14 protein-coding genes and 1 tRNA gene are annotated in these 14,989 nt (G+C 58.8%); 12 read left to right on the forward strand and 3 right to left on the reverse strand.

From position 1 onward, the window contains the following. The first annotated feature begins 38 nt into the window (after positions 1-38). The 10 genes from ACVWXF_RS00135 to ACVWXF_RS00180 all read left to right on the forward strand — a co-directional run bounded on the left by ACVWXF_RS00135 (position 39) and on the right by ACVWXF_RS00180 (position 8,136). Entirely contained in the window at positions 39-1,136 is a 1,098-nt protein-coding gene (locus ACVWXF_RS00135; RefSeq protein WP_457473309.1) for a tocopherol cyclase family protein, read from the forward strand. Positions 1,137-1,314: 178 nt separating this feature from the next. Further along, positions 1,315-1,388 (forward strand) — tRNA-Arg (locus tag ACVWXF_RS00140). A 118-nt stretch (positions 1,389-1,506) separates the two neighbouring features. Next, positions 1,507-3,981, forward strand: coding sequence for an ATP-dependent Clp protease ATP-binding subunit (locus ACVWXF_RS00145; protein WP_011432255.1), 2,475 nt, complete (start codon positions 1,507-1,509; stop codon positions 3,979-3,981). Between the two features lie 127 nt (positions 3,982-4,108). Beyond that, positions 4,109-4,744 (forward strand): ATP-dependent Clp protease proteolytic subunit, encoded by a 636-nt coding sequence (locus ACVWXF_RS00150; RefSeq protein ID WP_414349574.1) that lies wholly within the window; start codon positions 4,109-4,111, stop codon positions 4,742-4,744. A gap of 81 nt (positions 4,745-4,825) precedes the next feature. Next, positions 4,826-5,029, forward strand: coding sequence for a hypothetical protein (locus ACVWXF_RS00155; RefSeq protein WP_457473310.1), 204 nt, complete (start codon positions 4,826-4,828; stop codon positions 5,027-5,029). A gap of 37 nt (positions 5,030-5,066) precedes the next feature. Further along, complete coding sequence (locus ACVWXF_RS00160) at positions 5,067-5,225, forward strand: hypothetical protein (protein WP_457473311.1); 159 nt, start codon at positions 5,067-5,069, stop codon at positions 5,223-5,225. A 67-nt stretch (positions 5,226-5,292) separates the two neighbouring features. Next, positions 5,293-5,886 (forward strand): IS607 family transposase, encoded by a 594-nt coding sequence (locus tag ACVWXF_RS00165; RefSeq protein ID WP_457473312.1) that lies wholly within the window; start codon positions 5,293-5,295, stop codon positions 5,884-5,886. Then, positions 5,774-6,973 carry an RNA-guided endonuclease InsQ/TnpB family protein gene (locus tag ACVWXF_RS00170; RefSeq protein ID WP_457473405.1) on the forward strand — a complete coding sequence of 400 codons (1,200 nt, stop codon included), beginning with the start codon at positions 5,774-5,776 and terminating at the stop codon, positions 6,971-6,973. The genes ACVWXF_RS00165 and ACVWXF_RS00170 overlap by 113 nt, the downstream gene beginning before the upstream one ends. Positions 6,974-7,111: 138 nt before the next feature. Then, the gene (locus ACVWXF_RS00175; RefSeq protein ID WP_011432257.1) at positions 7,112-7,723 is read left to right on the forward strand and encodes an ATP-dependent Clp protease proteolytic subunit; all 612 of its coding nucleotides are present in this window, start codon (positions 7,112-7,114) and stop codon (positions 7,721-7,723) included. Positions 7,724-7,830: 107 nt separating this feature from the next. After that, positions 7,831-8,136, forward strand: a complete 306-nt coding sequence (locus tag ACVWXF_RS00180) for a hypothetical protein (protein WP_414400144.1) — start codon at positions 7,831-7,833, stop codon at positions 8,134-8,136. Between the two features lie 14 nt (positions 8,137-8,150). Here the strand turns inward: ACVWXF_RS00180 and ACVWXF_RS00185 are convergent, their stop codons facing one another. Continuing rightward, on the reverse strand, positions 8,151-8,762 hold the full coding sequence (locus ACVWXF_RS00185; RefSeq protein ID WP_457473313.1) for a chromophore lyase CpcT/CpeT: 612 nt from the start codon (positions 8,760-8,762) through the stop codon (positions 8,151-8,153). 8 nt (positions 8,763-8,770) lie between these two features. Between ACVWXF_RS00185 and ACVWXF_RS00190 the strand changes: the two genes are divergently transcribed. Continuing rightward, positions 8,771-10,165 carry a malic enzyme-like NAD(P)-binding protein gene (locus ACVWXF_RS00190; protein WP_414522438.1) on the forward strand — a complete coding sequence of 465 codons (1,395 nt, stop codon included), beginning with the start codon at positions 8,771-8,773 and terminating at the stop codon, positions 10,163-10,165. 100 nt (positions 10,166-10,265) lie between these two features. Here ACVWXF_RS00190 and ACVWXF_RS00195 read toward each other — a convergent pair whose 3' ends face one another. Further along, positions 10,266-11,210 (reverse strand): putative CRISPR-associated protein, encoded by a 945-nt coding sequence (locus tag ACVWXF_RS00195; protein WP_457473314.1) that lies wholly within the window; start codon positions 11,208-11,210, stop codon positions 10,266-10,268. A gap of 780 nt (positions 11,211-11,990) precedes the next feature. Here ACVWXF_RS00195 and ACVWXF_RS00200 point away from each other — a divergent pair. Next, positions 11,991-12,662: a DUF1614 domain-containing protein gene (locus ACVWXF_RS00200; RefSeq protein ID WP_414332122.1), complete on the forward strand. Its 672-nt coding sequence runs from the start codon at positions 11,991-11,993 to the stop codon at positions 12,660-12,662. On the opposite strand, the gene ACVWXF_RS00205 is transcribed toward ACVWXF_RS00200, so the two are convergent. Continuing rightward, the gene (locus ACVWXF_RS00205; RefSeq protein ID WP_457473315.1) at positions 12,659-14,833 is read right to left on the reverse strand and encodes a caspase family protein; all 2,175 of its coding nucleotides are present in this window, start codon (positions 14,831-14,833) and stop codon (positions 12,659-12,661) included. The genes ACVWXF_RS00200 and ACVWXF_RS00205 overlap by 4 nt on opposite strands. Positions 14,834-14,989 lie beyond the last annotated feature (156 nt).

The following is a 14,989-nucleotide window of genomic DNA, read 5'->3' on the forward strand; positions in this document are numbered from 1 at the left end:
GACTTCCGTTTATCATTGTTGCGATGGCTTAGGTCTCAATGGCGTTTCCTCCAACGGCGGCTTGCTCTGGGCAAAACAACTCAACAGATTGGGGATCCCTGCCCCATGCCGGCTACCACTGGGATGGCTGCACAGAGCGGTTTTTTGAGGGCTGGTACAGCCGCGTCACCTTGCCCGGGGATCCGCCCATTAGCTTTGCCTTCATGTACGCCATCGATCCCAAGCGCGGGGGCATGGCTCAGGTGTTGGGGCCAGAGGAGGAGCTGCATTGGCGCACCTTCCCCAATCCCCGCCGCTTTTGGGCCAGCTCAACCCATCTGGCCTTGGGGCACTCAGGGATCCCAGGCCCCGGCTGTCGCGGCCTTCAGGATCCCTTCACCTTCTTCCAGCGCACCGCCAGTGGCTACCAATACACCGCCCACCTCAATCAGGGGATTTTGCCGGATCCCTTGGTCTCTGAGCCTATTCGCTGGCTCTACCGCATTCAACCTCGTTTTGCCTATGGGATCCCACCCCGAGCCACCATGGGAGCCTGGTCTTATCTGCCCATCTTTGAGCCGGGCTGGCAGATCCTCATGAGCCATGGCTTGGCCACCGGCTGGGTGGAGTGGAGAGGCAGGCGCTATGAATTTCAGCAGGCTCCCGCCTACGCCGAAAAAAATTGGGGCCAAAGCTTTCCTCGCCGCTGGTTTTGGATCCAGTGCAACGCCTTTCCCCAGCATCCCGGCCTTAGCCTCACCTGTGCCGGAGCTGAGCGGCAGGTGCTCACCCGCCCCGAAGAAGTGGCCCTGATCAGCCTGCATGGGTGGGGATCCCAGCCCTTTTTGGAATGGCGGCCTGGGCAAGCTCATCTGACTTGGCAAGTGGATCCCTGGGGATCCTGGCGAATCTGGGGAGAAAGTGCCCTCTGGTGTATTCAGCTAGAAGGGCACACGCGGCGGCCTGGCCAAACTGTATTCGCCCCTGGCCCAGAAGGGATGCAGCGCAACTGTCGGGATACCCTATCAGGGCATCTGCACCTACAGCTTTGGCAGCGCAACGGCCAAGTCTGGACGCCGGTGATCAAGGCCACCAGCCCCCAAGCCGGCCTGGAAGTGGGGGGAGAAGTCCGGCAACCTTGGCAAGGGCAATGTTAGCGCTGGCGGATATCTACACCCCCGTTGGACTTTCCAAAAAACGCTCTTGTGCTAGAATTCCTAAGCCACATTGATAGATGTCCATCTCTGTCTCTGGATAGTACCTCTGGATAGTACCTGAGTAACTATGGACAGATAGTATGGACAGACAGTCAACCGTGGTTGGCCCGCCCCTTTTGCGCCTGTAGCTCAGTGGACTAGAGCACGTGGCTACGGACCACGGTGTCGGGAGTTCAAATCTCTCCAGGCGCGTTTTGGCCCCAGACAGCTTCCGTCTGGGGTATTTACCGTCCCTTGGTTTCGCCAGAACTTGTGCTAGGATTACCCCTATCAAGTCCGCCTTGATGCAGGCGTAGGGAGCCCGAGGATCATGTTTGAACGCTTTACAGAAAAAGCCATCAAGGTGATCATGCTGGCCCAAGAAGAAGCCAGACGGTTAGGTCACAATTTCGTTGGCACCGAGCAAATTTTGTTGGGGTTAATCGGCGAGGGCACTGGGGTCGCCGCCAAAGTTCTCAAGTCCATGGGAGTGAACTTGAAGGACGCCCGCATTGAAGTCGAGAAAATTATCGGTCGGGGATCCGGTTTTGTGGCCGTCGAGATCCCTTTCACTCCCCGCGCCAAGCGAGTGCTGGAACTCTCCCTAGAAGAGGCCCGCCAGCTCGGCCACAACTACATCGGCACTGAGCACCTGCTCCTGGGCCTAATCCGAGAAGGGGAAGGGGTGGCAGCCCGCGTTTTGGAAAACCTGGGGGTGGATCTCTCCAAGGTGCGCACCCAGGTGATCCGCATGTTGGGCGAGACCGCCGAAGTGACGGCGGGGGGGGGATCCTCCAGCCGCACCAAAACGCCCACCCTGGACGAATTCGGCTCCAACCTCACCCAACTGGCCCAGGAGGGCAAGCTGGATCCGGTGGTCGGTCGGACGCGGGAGATCGAGCGGGTGATCCAGATCTTGGGCCGCCGCACCAAGAACAACCCCGTCCTCATTGGCGAGCCAGGGGTGGGCAAAACTGCCATTGCCGAAGGCTTGGCCCAGCGCATTGTGCAGGGGGATGTGCCGGATATTTTGGCCGACAAGCGGGTGATCAGCCTGGATATTGGTTTGCTGGTGGCCGGCACCAAGTACCGCGGCGAGTTTGAAGAGCGCCTCAAGAAAATCATGGATGAGATCCGCAATGCCGGCAACATCATCCTGGTCATCGACGAGGTGCATACCCTGATCGGGGCCGGGGCTGCGGAAGGGGCGATTGATGCCGCCAACATCCTCAAGCCTGCTTTGGCCCGCGGCGAGCTGCAGTGCATCGGCGCCACCACCCTGGATGAGTACCGCAAGCACATCGAGCGGGATGCTGCTCTGGAGCGCCGCTTCCAGCCCATCATGGTGGGCGAGCCGACGGTCTCCGAGACCATCGAGATCCTGTTTGGCTTGCGGGAGCGCTACGAGCAGCACCACAAGCTGAAGATCTCCGATGCCGCCTTGGATGCGGCAGCCAAGCTGGCCGACCAGTACATCTCCGACCGGTTCTTGCCAGATAAGGCCATCGATTTGATCGACGAGGCTGCTTCGCGGGTGCGCCTGATCAACTCTCAACTGCCCCCGGCGGCCCGGGAGCTGGATCAAGAGTTGCGGCGAGTGCTCAAGGAGAAAGACGCTGCGGTGCGGGCCCAGAACTTCGACAAGGCTGGTGAGCTGCGGGATCGGGAGATGGAGATCAAGCAGCAGATCCGCGCCATTGCCGCTGCTAAGAAGGCGGAAGAAAGCAGCCGCAGCGAAATGCCTGAGGTAACCGAAGAGGACGTGGCCCAAGTGGTCAGCGCCTGGACGGGGGTGCCGGTGGCCAAGCTGACCGAGAGCGAGTCAGTGAAGCTGCTGAACATGGAAGAAACCCTGCACCAGCGCATCATTGGCCAAGACGAAGCGGTGCGGGCCATCTCCCGGGCCATCCGCCGCGCTCGGGTGGGGCTGAAAAATCCCAACCGCCCCATCGCCAGCTTCATCTTCTCCGGCCCAACAGGGGTGGGCAAAACCGAGCTGACCAAGGCTTTGGCAGCCTACTTCTTCGGCTCCGAGTCGGCCATGATCCGCCTCGACATGTCGGAGTACATGGAGCGGCACACGGTCAGCAAGCTGATCGGATCCCCGCCGGGCTATGTGGGCTACAACGAGGGGGGTCAGCTCACAGAAGCGGTGCGGCGTCGCCCCTACACGGTGGTGCTTTTCGACGAGATCGAGAAGGCGCACCCGGATGTGTTTAACCTATTGCTGCAAATCCTGGAGGATGGCCGCCTGACCGATGCCAAAGGCCGCACGGTGGACTTCAAGAACACCCTGATCGTGATGACCTCTAACATCGGCTCGAAGGTCATCGAGAAGGGCGGCGGCAGCCTCGGCTTCGAGTTCAACACCAACGACGAGGATGCCAACTACAACCGCATCCGCAACCTGGTGAATGAGGAGCTGAAGCAGTACTTCCGTCCGGAGTTCCTCAACCGCGTGGACGAGATCATCGTCTTCCGGCAACTGACCAAGGATGAGGTGAAGCAGATTGCCGACATCCTGCTCAAGGAAGTGTTTGACCGCATGACGGAGAAGAAAATCCGCCTTACGGTCAGCGACCGCTTCAAAGACTTGGTGGTGGAGGAGGGGTATAACCCCAGCTACGGGGCACGCCCGCTGCGCCGCGCCATCCAACGCCTGCTGGAAGACATCCTGGCGGAAGAGATCCTGACTGGGCATGTCCGGGAGGGATCGGAGGTGCTCATCGATGTGGATGAGGAGCGCAAGCCCAAGGTGCTGGTCACGGAGCCGGAGCGGGTTCTCTTGCCTCAAGGGGCGGAGTAAAGCTGGCTTTGAGAGGTCCTCAGACTGCAAGGGATCCGTTGGGATGCTGCGGATCCCTTGTGGTCCTCAAGTGTTGTTTTTCTGGTGTTTTTCAGTTGAACAGACCCAGGCGTAGGAGATCTCTGGCATGGTGCAATCGACCTACTACTACTATGGCGGCGCTCCGGTTCGTACCCCACCCCCAGATTTGGCTTCGCTGCTGCTGCAGGAGCGCATTGTCTACCTGGGCTTGCCCCTTGCAGAGGAGTCGAATGCCAACGTCACCAAGCTGATCATCGAGCAACTGCTGTATCTGCAGTACGAGGATCGGGAAAAGCCGATCAAGATGTACATCAACTCGACGGGCACCTATAACTACGACACAGCGGCCTTTGCCATTCTGGACACCATGAACTACATCAAGCCGCCTGTGCATACTATCTGCATCGGCAATGCCATTGGGATGGCGGCCATGTTATTGGCAGCAGGAGCCAAAGGATTTCGGGCCAGTCTGCCCAATGCCACGATCGTGCTCCACCAGCCCTATGGGGGCACCCGTGGACAGGCCAGCGACATCGAAATTCGCACCCGCGAGATTCTGACTTTGCGCAACATGATGCTGGAGCAACTGTCCCGCAGCACGGGCCAGCCTATGGAGCGCATCAAGAAGGACACGGAGCGACTATTTTTCATGACACCAGAGGAAGCCAAAGCCTACGGCCTCATCGATCAGGTGCTGACCAGTTCCAAAGGCGTGCCGAAGTTGGCAACAGCCAAAAACTGAAGCAGAGGGATCCGTCGATGGTTCAAGTTCCCGTACAGCCTTTGACGGTGGGGGAGTACCTACGCCTCACGGACGGGCTTTATGAAGGACGGGTTGAACCTGAAGACGGGTATTCGGGAAGCCGAGGAGCGTATGAACACCCTCATTGAGCTGTTTCTGGTTGCGGAATTGCCCAAGTTTTTGCCCACCCAACGCCTGAGCTTGGGCCAAGTTGAGGTCGAAGTGCCCGCAGCCAAGGCTCGGTTGCGCAATCCAGAGGTGATGGCTTTGCATCCCGCTATGTGAGCTTGCTGGGAAACGGTTGCGGAATCCTTGCCTGCACATGCCCCTGCCGCTGTTGGTGGTGGAAGTCGTTTCCCCCCGAGTAGACAATGAAAAACACGATTATCAAGACAAGCGCAAAGATTACGCTGCCCGTGGGATCCCAGTGGATCCCGCCAAGCAGTCCGTTTCCGCGGTGCGCTGGGTTGGCGGAGCATGACTCTAGTCAATGATACGCTGGACTATACTGAAAATAATGCCCAGTATGTTCAGTATGTCTGCTTGGTATGGCTAGGTATGTAAAACCGAGAGAAGCGGCGGATTATTTTGGGGTGTGTCTCCACACTTTGAGGCGATGGGAGCAGAAAGGTTGGATCAAGGCAATACGTACGCCATCTGGTAGGGCGAGAAGGTATGACCTCGACAGCTACATCAAAACGCCAAAAAAAGTCAAACGAGTCGTTTTGTACGCCCGAGTCAGCAGTCGAGGACAGAAACCAGACTTGGAAAGACAGATTGCAAGACTGGTTGACCTCTACCCTGGAGCCGAGGTGGTCGGAGAGATTGGCAGCAGTCTCGACTTCAAAAGACCAAAGTTCCTTGCCTTACTGGAACGAGTTCGTGCGGGAGATGTCGGAACAATTGTGGTCGCTCACCGGGATCGACTCTGCCGGTTTGGATTTGAGTTCGTTGAGTGGTACTGCCGCCAATACGGGTGCGAAGTCTTGGTTCTCGATGACGATCACCTTTCTCCCCAACAGGAACTGGTTGAGGATATCCTCACCATCCTGCACTGCTTCAGCAGTCGGCTCTACGGACTCAGAAAATATCGGGCTGCAATCGAGAAAGATACGGATTTATCCGGAACCAGCGCTGGCTAAGGTTTGGAAGCATTGGCAAGCGGCGTGCCGGTACTGCTATAACCAAGCGATTGCCTATCAGCGTCAGCATGGCGCTCCAAGAACGGCCAGAAAGCTGCGGGATATCATCCTGCGCTCAGACCTGCCTGGGTGGGTAAAGGACGCCCCTTGCCACATCAAGCAGAACGCGGTCGTCGAGGCGTGGCTGGCGTTTCACCGGAGCAAAGACGCGAGGTTTCGCAGTGTGCGGGACAGGTCGCATACGCTGCAGTTCAACGCCGGCAACTTTCGCAATGGAACGTGCTATCCGAAACTCACCCGAGGTTTGGCGTTTCGTGCATCCGAGGAGATGCCCAGAGAATGGGCACGCGGAACTGAACTAATGCGGGTGAAAGACAGATGGTATGCCATCTTTCCTGAGCCCGTGAACGAGCAGTGTTCGCTAGCAAAGGGGGTGATTGCGCTTGACCCTGGGGTAAGAAGTTTCTTTACAGGGTTTGATGGGGCAGGCTTTGTAGATATTGCCAAAGGGGACTTCGGCAGAATCACTCGGCTGTGCTACCACCTAGACGATCTGCAGTCTAGGCTGAGTAAAGCACCGAGACCCAAGCGTAGGCGAATGCGGCAAGCGGCGTTTCGTCTGCGGGAGAGAATCAGGAACTTGGTGGACGAGTGCCATCGCAAGGTAGCGGCGTTCCTAACGGATAACTACCGATTGATATTCCTCCCCACTTTCGAGTCAGCCCAGATGGTTGCCAAGGCAGGGAGGAAGTTTGGTAGCAAGACAGCAAGGGCGATGCTCACCTGGGCGCACTATCGGTTCAAGCAGTTCCTGAAGTTTCAAGCCAAGAAGAAAAACGTGGTCGTTGTGGAAGTATCGGAAGCGTACACCAGCAAAACCTGTACCAAGTGCGGGCACATCCACACCAAGTTGGGTGGCGCAAAGGTGTTTCGATGCCCAAAGTGCAACCATAGGCTACCACGAGATTGGCAAGGCGCTCTGGGTGTTATGCTCAGGGCTTTGCGGGATACCGCCATCCTGTTCAGCAGTGGGCAGGATGCTATCGCTGCACCGTTGAGCGATAATGCTCAGCAGTGTTCAGCGTAAATGTATCAGAATACGAAGGCGAGGTCAAAACTGGATCTGGACGCATTGTTTCCTCGGTTTTGCCCCAGCTGGATTTGAGCGCGGAAGATATCTTACAAGCGCGTCGTTCTGTGTTTCATACTTTGCCAGGAGAAACTTATGCCGATTGGAGTGCCTCGGGTTCCCTACCGTTTGCCCGGCGAGCCCTATAGCCAGTGGATTAGCCTTGACGATCGCCTGTACCAAGAGCGGATTTTGTTTATCGGCGAGCCCATTGACGATAGCTTGGCCAATACCATCGTGGGGGTGATGCTCTACCTCAACTCGCAGGATCCGCAAAAGGACATTGTGATGTACATCAATTCTCCCGGTGGCTCTGTGACGGCGGGCATGGCCATCTACGACACCATGAACCACATCAAGCCAGATATCGTTACGGTTTGCGTGGGCCAAGCAGCTTCAATGGGAGCCTTTTTGCTGGCTGCCGGCACTAAGGGAAAACGGTTTGCCCTGCCCCACTCCCGTATCATGCTGCACCAGCCTTCGCTGGGCACGATCCAAGGCCAAGCCAGCGACATTGAAATTCGCGCCCGCGAAACTCTGCGAGTCAAACGACGCATGAACGAGATCTTGGCGCAAACCACCGGCCAACCGCTGGAGAAAATCGAGCGGGATGTGGAGCGAGACTTTTACCTCTCGGCCACGGAAGCTCAGGCTTACGGCATCGTGGATCGGGTGATTCAAGAGCGCTCGGAAGCCATGGCCAGCTAAAGGGATCCCCCCCTTTCCCCCAGCAACAGGTCGAGGGGTTGGGAAAGGTTGGGAGGGATCCCTTCAAGGGGTGGAGTTCAGTGGACAACGCTAGGAGAACCGGTCGGATGGGCCAACGGCTCTGGAGTGCAGGACTGGGCTGCTGCGCGGGTCTGCTGCTGCTTTGGCCGGAAGCTTGGGCACTGCCCCCTGCCGATGAGATCCCGGAAGAGGTGTTGCGGGCGCAGCCAGATTTGCGGGCTCGCTCTCCGGTCGATAATCAGCCCCTCACCGCCGCCGAGGCTCTGGAACTCCAGGAAGCCTTGGCAGCTCGGCCCGAAACCGGATCCGTCTCCCCCGAGGTGGAACGGCTGATCTTTTTGCTCAGGCTGCGCAAAGGATTTCGAGATCTGTTGCCTTTTTTGTTCCCCTGACTGTTTTCTGGCCCTCACCCCCTGTCCCTCTCTCCCCAAGGGCGAGGGGAAGAGGCCGGTGGGATCCCTTTTTGGTAACGGTAGGGTCCGGCGCGGGATCCCCAGGTTTGTTGGCCAGTGGCGGCGTCAAAGCCCCGATCCCAGGTGATGAATTCGCTGGGGGTGAGGTCGAACTCGATGTGGATATAGGTGCTATCCCCGGGGTTCAGACGACATTCTCCACCTGGCAGCATTTCGCCGTGGTAGCAGTCTGGGCGCTTTTCCACCAAAATGCGACAACCGGGCAAATGCTCCAGGTCGGCCAAGGAGAGCTGCGCCAAGCGCTGCGGATCCTGAGAGGCACCTGCCCAAGCTGCTTGATCCCGCAATTTGTAGTTCTCGATCCGCAAGGGATCCCCCAATACCTGGAGCACCCGGCTGCGATAAAACCGGCCCGGCGTGTGCTGGTTAAATTGCTCGGTAAAAAAGCCGATCCCCTCCGAGAACAGGTGGGGAAGGCGCACGTACCAAAGGCTGACCGGCACAAACCACACCGGCTCTGCCATCGCCTGGGCGCGGTTGCTGTAGTAGCCCTCCAGCCAGTTGGCCAGGGTGTGCAGGTCGGAAGCGGATTTTTCGTCTACCATAGGGAGCTATGACAAAACTTACCCCCAGCTCTAGCTATAGCATTGCCCTGCGCATTCGCCTGCTCAACCAGCCGGGAGCCCTAGCCCGTGTGACCCAAGCCATTGCGGAAGTGGGAGGCAGCCTCAGCCAGATCGATCTCATCCACCAATCGGCAGCAGAAACGGTGCGAGAAATCTGTGTAGATGCCGTCAGCAGCGAGCATGCTCAGCAAATTTACGCCGCCGTTGCCTCCTTGGCCAATGTGAAGGTGGAGCGGGCGGTGGACCGCACCTTTGAGCTGCACCGCGGGGGAAAGCTGCAGGTGGTGGCCAAAAGCCCCCTGGAGAGCGCCGCCGATCTGGCCATGGCCTACACGCCGGGGGTGGGGCGGGTTTCTCTGGAAATTGCTGCCAACCCCGCCGCGGTCTATGAGTACACCATCAAGGGCAACAGTGTAGGCATTGTAACCGATGGTAGCGCGGTGCTGGGCTTGGGGAATGTCGGCCCGGAGGCAGCTTTGCCGGTGATGGAGGGGAAGGCGGCGCTGTTCAAGCGCTTTGCCGATATCGATGCCTTTCCTCTGTGCCTGGCCACTCAGGAGGTGGGGGAAATTGTAGAGACGGTGGTGCGCCTGGCGCCGGGATTTGGCGGCTTTAACCTGGAAGACATCAGCGCCCCTCGCTGCTTTGCCATTGAGTCTCAGCTCAAGGCCCGCCTCAACCTGCCGGTGTTTCACGACGATCAGCACGGCACCGCCATTGTGGTGCTGGCAGCGCTGCTGAATGCCCTGAAAGTGGTGAAAAAGAGCCTAGACGAGGTGCGCATTGTCCTCAACGGGGCCGGGGCAGCCGGCATTGCCGTGACGCAACTGCTGCGGCGGGCCGGGGCAGCCCACATCCTGGTCTGCGACCGCCAAGGGATCCTCAGCCGCTCCCGTTCCGATCTCACCCCCGAGAAGGCGGCCATTGCCGTCGAGGAGAAGGGATCCCTGGCGGAAGCCTTGGTGGGAGCGGATGTGTTTATTGGGGTGAGCGTGGCCAATGCCCTGACAGTGGAGATGGTAGAAAAAATGGCACCGGATCCCATCGTCTTTGCCCTGGCCAACCCGGTGCCCGAGATCCAGCCGGAGCTGGTGGGCAATCGGGTGGCAGTGATGGCCACGGGCCGCAGCGACTACCCCAACCAAATCAACAACGTGCTGGCCTTTCCCGGCGTGTTTCGCGGCGCCCTCGACTGCCGCGCCAAGCAGATCAACACCGAGATGTGCCTGGCTGCCGCTCAAGCCATTGCTGCCTTGATCCCACCTGAGGATTTGGATCCCCAGTGGATCATCCCCTCGGTCTTCGACGGGCGGGTGGTTCCTCAGGTGGCCGCTGCGGTAATCCAGGCTGCCCGCCAAACCGGCGTGGCCGGGATCCCTTGAGGGCTACCTAGGGCACCAGGTGACAAGCCACAAAATGCCCCGCGCTCACCTCGCGAAAGGCCGGGGGTGGATCTTGGCCTGTTCCTTCCCTGGGGGGAACTCACACCAGACGACCCAAGCGCTCCCGCAACTCAGCGGCGGCCTGCTCCAGGTGCTCAGGGGTGTAACCGGTGGTCTCTACCCTGACAGCAAGGTGGGTGTCCTGGCTCTGGTGGAGATGGATCCACAAGATGTGGCGGCCGTCCTCTGTTTTGCGGTTTGCAGCTTTGACGCTGTTTTTGGGGGCAGAGTAAGCGTGCGGGTCGTAGCGGACCAGATCCACCCAGGGAATGTCTCGCAGGAGTCTTTCCACCTTGACCCAGCTGCGAGGACGGTGGTGGCTGCTGTCGACCTGCAGCTGGATGACTTCGGAGCGAGGTCGGCCTGAAAAGGACTCCGTCCCGCTGGCGCGATCGGGAAGACCTGCCCGAGGGATCCGGGGCTGAACTTCCGGCTGTAGGTAGGGCAGGTAGACCAAAGACTTGTATTGCTCATGGATGTAGCAAACTGGGATCCCCAATTGGCTGCCCACCACAGCCATGATCATGGCTTGGGCTTTGAACCCACCGGTGGCGGCAAAGGTGACGATCCCCTTGGCGCTCTCTGCCAACTGTTTCAACAGCTCGGCCATCCGCTCCAGAGAGGATCCCTCTAGCTCGTAGTCGATGCCGGGAAGGGGCACCAGAGAAACCTGTTGTTGGCCCAGTTCTCTTTCAAAGAAGAGCTTCAAAATCCGGGCACACTCCAGCCCATGGGGGGTTGCGGAGTGCAGCAGAACCAAAGCATCGCCGGGGGTGGGATCCAGGCGGTAGTAGGTGTTGGTTAAGGACTCCGTCCCGCTGGCGCGATCGGCGCTGATCAGCTCCAGATCGGTTCTTTTCATCCAGGCCAGCGCTTGCTCCGGATCCCCGATGGTTTTTTGTCCCACCCAGGGGCGCTGCGGCTGCAGGTCTTTGTCAAGGTTGGTGAGCAAGGAGGTGCCCACAGTCATGATGATGGTCTGCATGATAGGCGGTTAACTCAAATTTTTCGAGAGCTCTGTCTTGCTTTGCGCCCAGAGCAGCTGGACTTTGCCGATTCTGCTATCTTCTTCTCTGATATCTTCAAATCTGGAAAGTAACTTCGTTGCCCTTGATGTTGGTGATGGTGGCCTTCAGTTTTTGACCAATCTGGAAGCAGGCTTGGCGGGCCCGCTGTTGGGTCTAGTCTTGTGGGTATTGGTTGTTTTGCTGTGGTCTGTCCTGCTGGGGCTCGTTTGCCGCGCCTTGGGGAACGGCGTCCCTGCGACCAGAGTGGCTGTTGGGCTGGGATCCCTGGTGTGGCGGAGTCTCGCCAGCAGGCATCCCCCCATTCCCGTAGTAGCGGGCCATGCCTAGCCCAGGATCTGCAGCACCTCTGCCGGCCTGTCCTGTAGGGCTACATCTTCAGAGACTACCGCAAGTGGAACATTCATACTGAACAGTATCTGCGCGACCTTTGCTTCGAGACTGTTGAAGAATCTAATCACATCAAAATTCGGTTTTATGGAGATCCGCGCTATCAAATCGTTATGGCTAAAACTCCTGGCGACTGGAGGGCTGGCCGCAATATTTCAAGGACTCCGTCCCGCTAACGCGATCGGGATATTCGCAACCTCATTTTTGGCCTTTGAGATCCTGAAACGAATAAAGTTTAGTTGCAAACCTATCGCGCCAGCGGGACGGAGTCCTTACTTTCTCAGGGGGCACGCAGCTGAGAAAAGTTGAACCGAGTCCTGATAGGCTGAAGAAAAGTTGGGATCCCTGCCATGTTCTACCTGCCGGTCTCGCTGCTGTTGTTTTTCATGCTGGTGTTGCTGCTGCCTTTCCTCTGGCTGGGGCTGGCAGTGGATGTGGTGGCGCTGGCGGTGGGAAAGCTGGGGTTCTCGCGGGAGGGAGCGCTGTTACTGCTGCTGGCCATCCTGGTGGGCAGCTCGGTCAATATTCCCCTCTATCGGGTGAAATGCGAGGTGACGCTGGTAGAAGACCTAGCTAGCTTGTGGATGCGGCAGTTCTGGGGGATCCCTTTGACCAAGCTTTCCCAGGAGACGGTGATTGCCTTAAACGTGGGCGGGGGGCTGATCCCGGTGCTCTTGGCCCTATACCAATTTGGGCGGGCCGATAGCGTGCTGATCCTGGCGGTAACGGCGCTGGTAACCTTGGTCAGCTACTATGCTTCCCACGTGGTGCCCGGGATCGGCATTCAGATGAATCCTCTAATTGCCCCAGCTACAGCAGCCTTGGCCGCTTTGTTCTGGGCTGGGGATCAGGCGCCAGCGGTGGCCTTTGCCGGCGGGGTTTTGGGTACCCTTATCGGGGCGGATCTCCTGCACTTGCCGGAGGTGTTGCGGCGCAATTGCTCAGGCATTCTCAGCATTGGCGGGGCCGGGGTTTTCGATGGTATTGCCCTCTGTGGCTTGTTTGCCCTGCTGCTGAGCTAAACCAGCAAATAGGTAAGGGAAAGGGTGATGGATTGGGCGGGATCCAGCCAACGCAAGTCGGGATCCCCTTCGGAGGCACGCTGAGTCAACTCCTCGAGGAGCGTTTGCGTCCATTCCAGCGGCCCATTGAGCAACATCGGCGAACGGGCTACCCCCAGTTTGCGGGCCATAGCCTTGAGGGCTTCCAAGCTGGCGGACAGGGGGCGGGTGCTGGCCACAAACAACAGCTCCGTCAGCCCTTGGGCATGACAGGTGAGCAAGTCAGAGCTCACAGCAGAGCGCAGCTCCCCATCGACCTCCGGCAAGGGTGGCAAAGTTAAACTGCTCTTGGCTTCCAAGCGAAGAGGTGTGGCCAAGTTGTCCTGAGGCAGGGGGGCCAGCAGGTGCAGTTGTCCGGTCGGGTCGATCAGCAACAGGTAGCCGAACAGATGCTGATCGCTGTTGTTGCAAAGGGTGAGATGCAAGGGATCCCCTCGCGTAAACCGTTGCATACCCACCTCAGCAGGAGCGGAAGTTGCGGACTGGACAAGGCGTGCCGCCAACGGGGGAGCTAAGGACTCCGTCCCGCTGGCGCGATTGGCAGCTTTACCTTTGACGGCCAACTCCGCCACCACTGCCAAGGAAGAGGAAACCGCATTGAGGGTGGTGCGCAAACGTTTGGCAGCCAGCAGATGGGCAAGACGGGGAGCTAACCGCTGGACGGCCATTGCTGCGGCTTCTCCTACCGGGCCACAAGAATTCAGGAGCAATTCTCGCCCCGGCCAGAACAGGCTGTAGCTGTTCACTTCCAGGGGTTTGAGCAGGGTGTCCGACCGTTCGCGCCAGCGGGACGGAGTCCTAAAAGCAGTGGCCATTTCCGGGGTGATGCGGCCCAACAAACAGTCCACCTGTCGCTCGCGGGGGTTGGCCGTTTCCATCCAGCTGTAGCCGGCAATGGCATTGGTCAGATCCACCTTTTCAATGCGGCCCAGGTTCTCCTCTAGGCCAACCAAAAGCTTGAGCGTGCTGGAGAGGCCGCGCAGCTGCTCCCGCAAAGGTGTGCCCACAGGGGGAAGCTGCCCTTCCGGACTGGCCATCTGAACCTGAGCCAACAGCCCACTGCGAGAACGCATGAGCAGCGGCGTCGGCGAAGAGGCGGAAGGATCGGCGGGAATGGGAACCAAAAGAGTACCCGGCTGCAAACCACACAGGGCCGCCGATGGGATCCCGCCTAACCACACCTGAGCCCGATTTCCCTTCACTTCTTGAACTACCCCGCTGACCCCTGCCGGTGTGGGCATGAGAAAATAGGGGTGGATGTGTCGAGCAGTGTCTTTGCCTTCCAAGGTGGGGCGTTGGCAGGCGAATAGGCCCAGCTCTCGCCGGCTAACCACTTGGTTAAAGGCCACCAGCAGACGAGTGGCAGGCGTGGTTTCCCACAGGTACTGCGTCAGCAGATAGGTGAGTACCCCAGCATAGAATCCTGGCCAAGCGGCTTCTGCTGCCAAGTCTTGCGGGGTGGTGGCCGAAATCAGCAAGCCCTTGGGCGGAGACGGCCAAACCCGCTGCGGCTCCGATCGCGCCAGCGGGACGGAGTCCTTGGAGTCCGAGATCGCGGCTGGGGGACGGGAACGCAGTTGCAAGTTGCCTCGCACCGACGGCGAGACATAGGTAAAGCCACAGTCCAGAAGGGTGGTGATCTGGGCAGTGCCCAAGCCTTCCAAAAGCCGGAAAAAGCTGTCTAGCTCCATTGCTGCCACTCCCTCAGAGCCAGACAACAGCAGCACCGGCTGCCAACAGTTGGGCGCGGATCCCAGCCGCCACTGGCCATAGCCGCTAAACTGCACCACTACCGTTTCAGCCGTGTGACCTTGACCCCCCAAGTGCTCTGCAAAGGCCGATTGGATCCCAGCCGGCGTGGCTGCCCCATCGGTAAGGGTGAGAATGTCTGCCGGGTCAAAACCAAAGCGATAGAGGAGTAGCTCCCGCTGCAACTCCACATCTGTCAAACACCCTTGTAGCGCGGATCCCTCGCCAAGGTAGCGGTTAATACCGATGAGAACAGCCAGCTTGCGGGAGCCAGCCGCCAAAGCTTGCCCATATCGCTCAGCCCGGCCCCTCAACCAGCCAGGGGATAGGCCAAGACCGGCAGCAACCAGGAGGAGTTTTTGCAGAAAAGACCGCCTTTCCATGTTGACCCTCTGGGCTGACCCCCGGCCCAACGACTACCCCATCGGCCGGCGAGCCACAGCTAAACTTTGCACTGGAATCTGTTGCTGCCTATTTCAGGATATCCCCATCCACACAGCTTTTTCCCGAGATCGAGTGACAGTTTTTGGCGTTTTCTT

This window comes from Thermostichus sp. MS-CIW-40 (assembly GCF_054058315.1).

Excerpts from the sequence above, each read along its gene's own strand:
- ACVWXF_RS00150 (WP_414349574.1), top strand. The coding sequence starts at position 4,109 with ATGGTGCAATCGACCTACTACTACTATGGCGGCGCTCCGGTTCGTACC.
- ACVWXF_RS00195 (WP_457473314.1), bottom strand. The coding sequence starts at position 11,210 with ATGCAGACCATCATCATGACTGTGGGCACCTCCTTGCTCACCAACCTT.
- ACVWXF_RS00145 (WP_011432255.1), top strand. The coding sequence starts at position 1,507 with ATGTTTGAACGCTTTACAGAAAAAGCCATCAAGGTGATCATGCTGGCC.
- ACVWXF_RS00160 (WP_457473311.1), top strand. The coding sequence starts at position 5,067 with ATGCCCCTGCCGCTGTTGGTGGTGGAAGTCGTTTCCCCCCGAGTAGAC.
- ACVWXF_RS00180 (WP_414400144.1), top strand. The coding sequence starts at position 7,831 with ATGGGCCAACGGCTCTGGAGTGCAGGACTGGGCTGCTGCGCGGGTCTG.
- ACVWXF_RS00155 (WP_457473310.1), top strand. The coding sequence starts at position 4,826 with ATGAAGGACGGGTTGAACCTGAAGACGGGTATTCGGGAAGCCGAGGAG.
- ACVWXF_RS00175 (WP_011432257.1), top strand. The coding sequence starts at position 7,112 with ATGCCGATTGGAGTGCCTCGGGTTCCCTACCGTTTGCCCGGCGAGCCC.
- ACVWXF_RS00190 (WP_414522438.1), top strand. The coding sequence starts at position 8,771 with ATGACAAAACTTACCCCCAGCTCTAGCTATAGCATTGCCCTGCGCATT.
- ACVWXF_RS00165 (WP_457473312.1), top strand. The coding sequence starts at position 5,293 with ATGGCTAGGTATGTAAAACCGAGAGAAGCGGCGGATTATTTTGGGGTG.
- ACVWXF_RS00185 (WP_457473313.1), bottom strand. The coding sequence starts at position 8,762 with ATGGTAGACGAAAAATCCGCTTCCGACCTGCACACCCTGGCCAACTGG.
- ACVWXF_RS00200 (WP_414332122.1), top strand. The coding sequence starts at position 11,991 with ATGTTCTACCTGCCGGTCTCGCTGCTGTTGTTTTTCATGCTGGTGTTG.
- ACVWXF_RS00205 (WP_457473315.1), bottom strand. The coding sequence starts at position 14,833 with ATGGAAAGGCGGTCTTTTCTGCAAAAACTCCTCCTGGTTGCTGCCGGT.
- ACVWXF_RS00135 (WP_457473309.1), top strand. The coding sequence starts at position 39 with ATGGCGTTTCCTCCAACGGCGGCTTGCTCTGGGCAAAACAACTCAACA.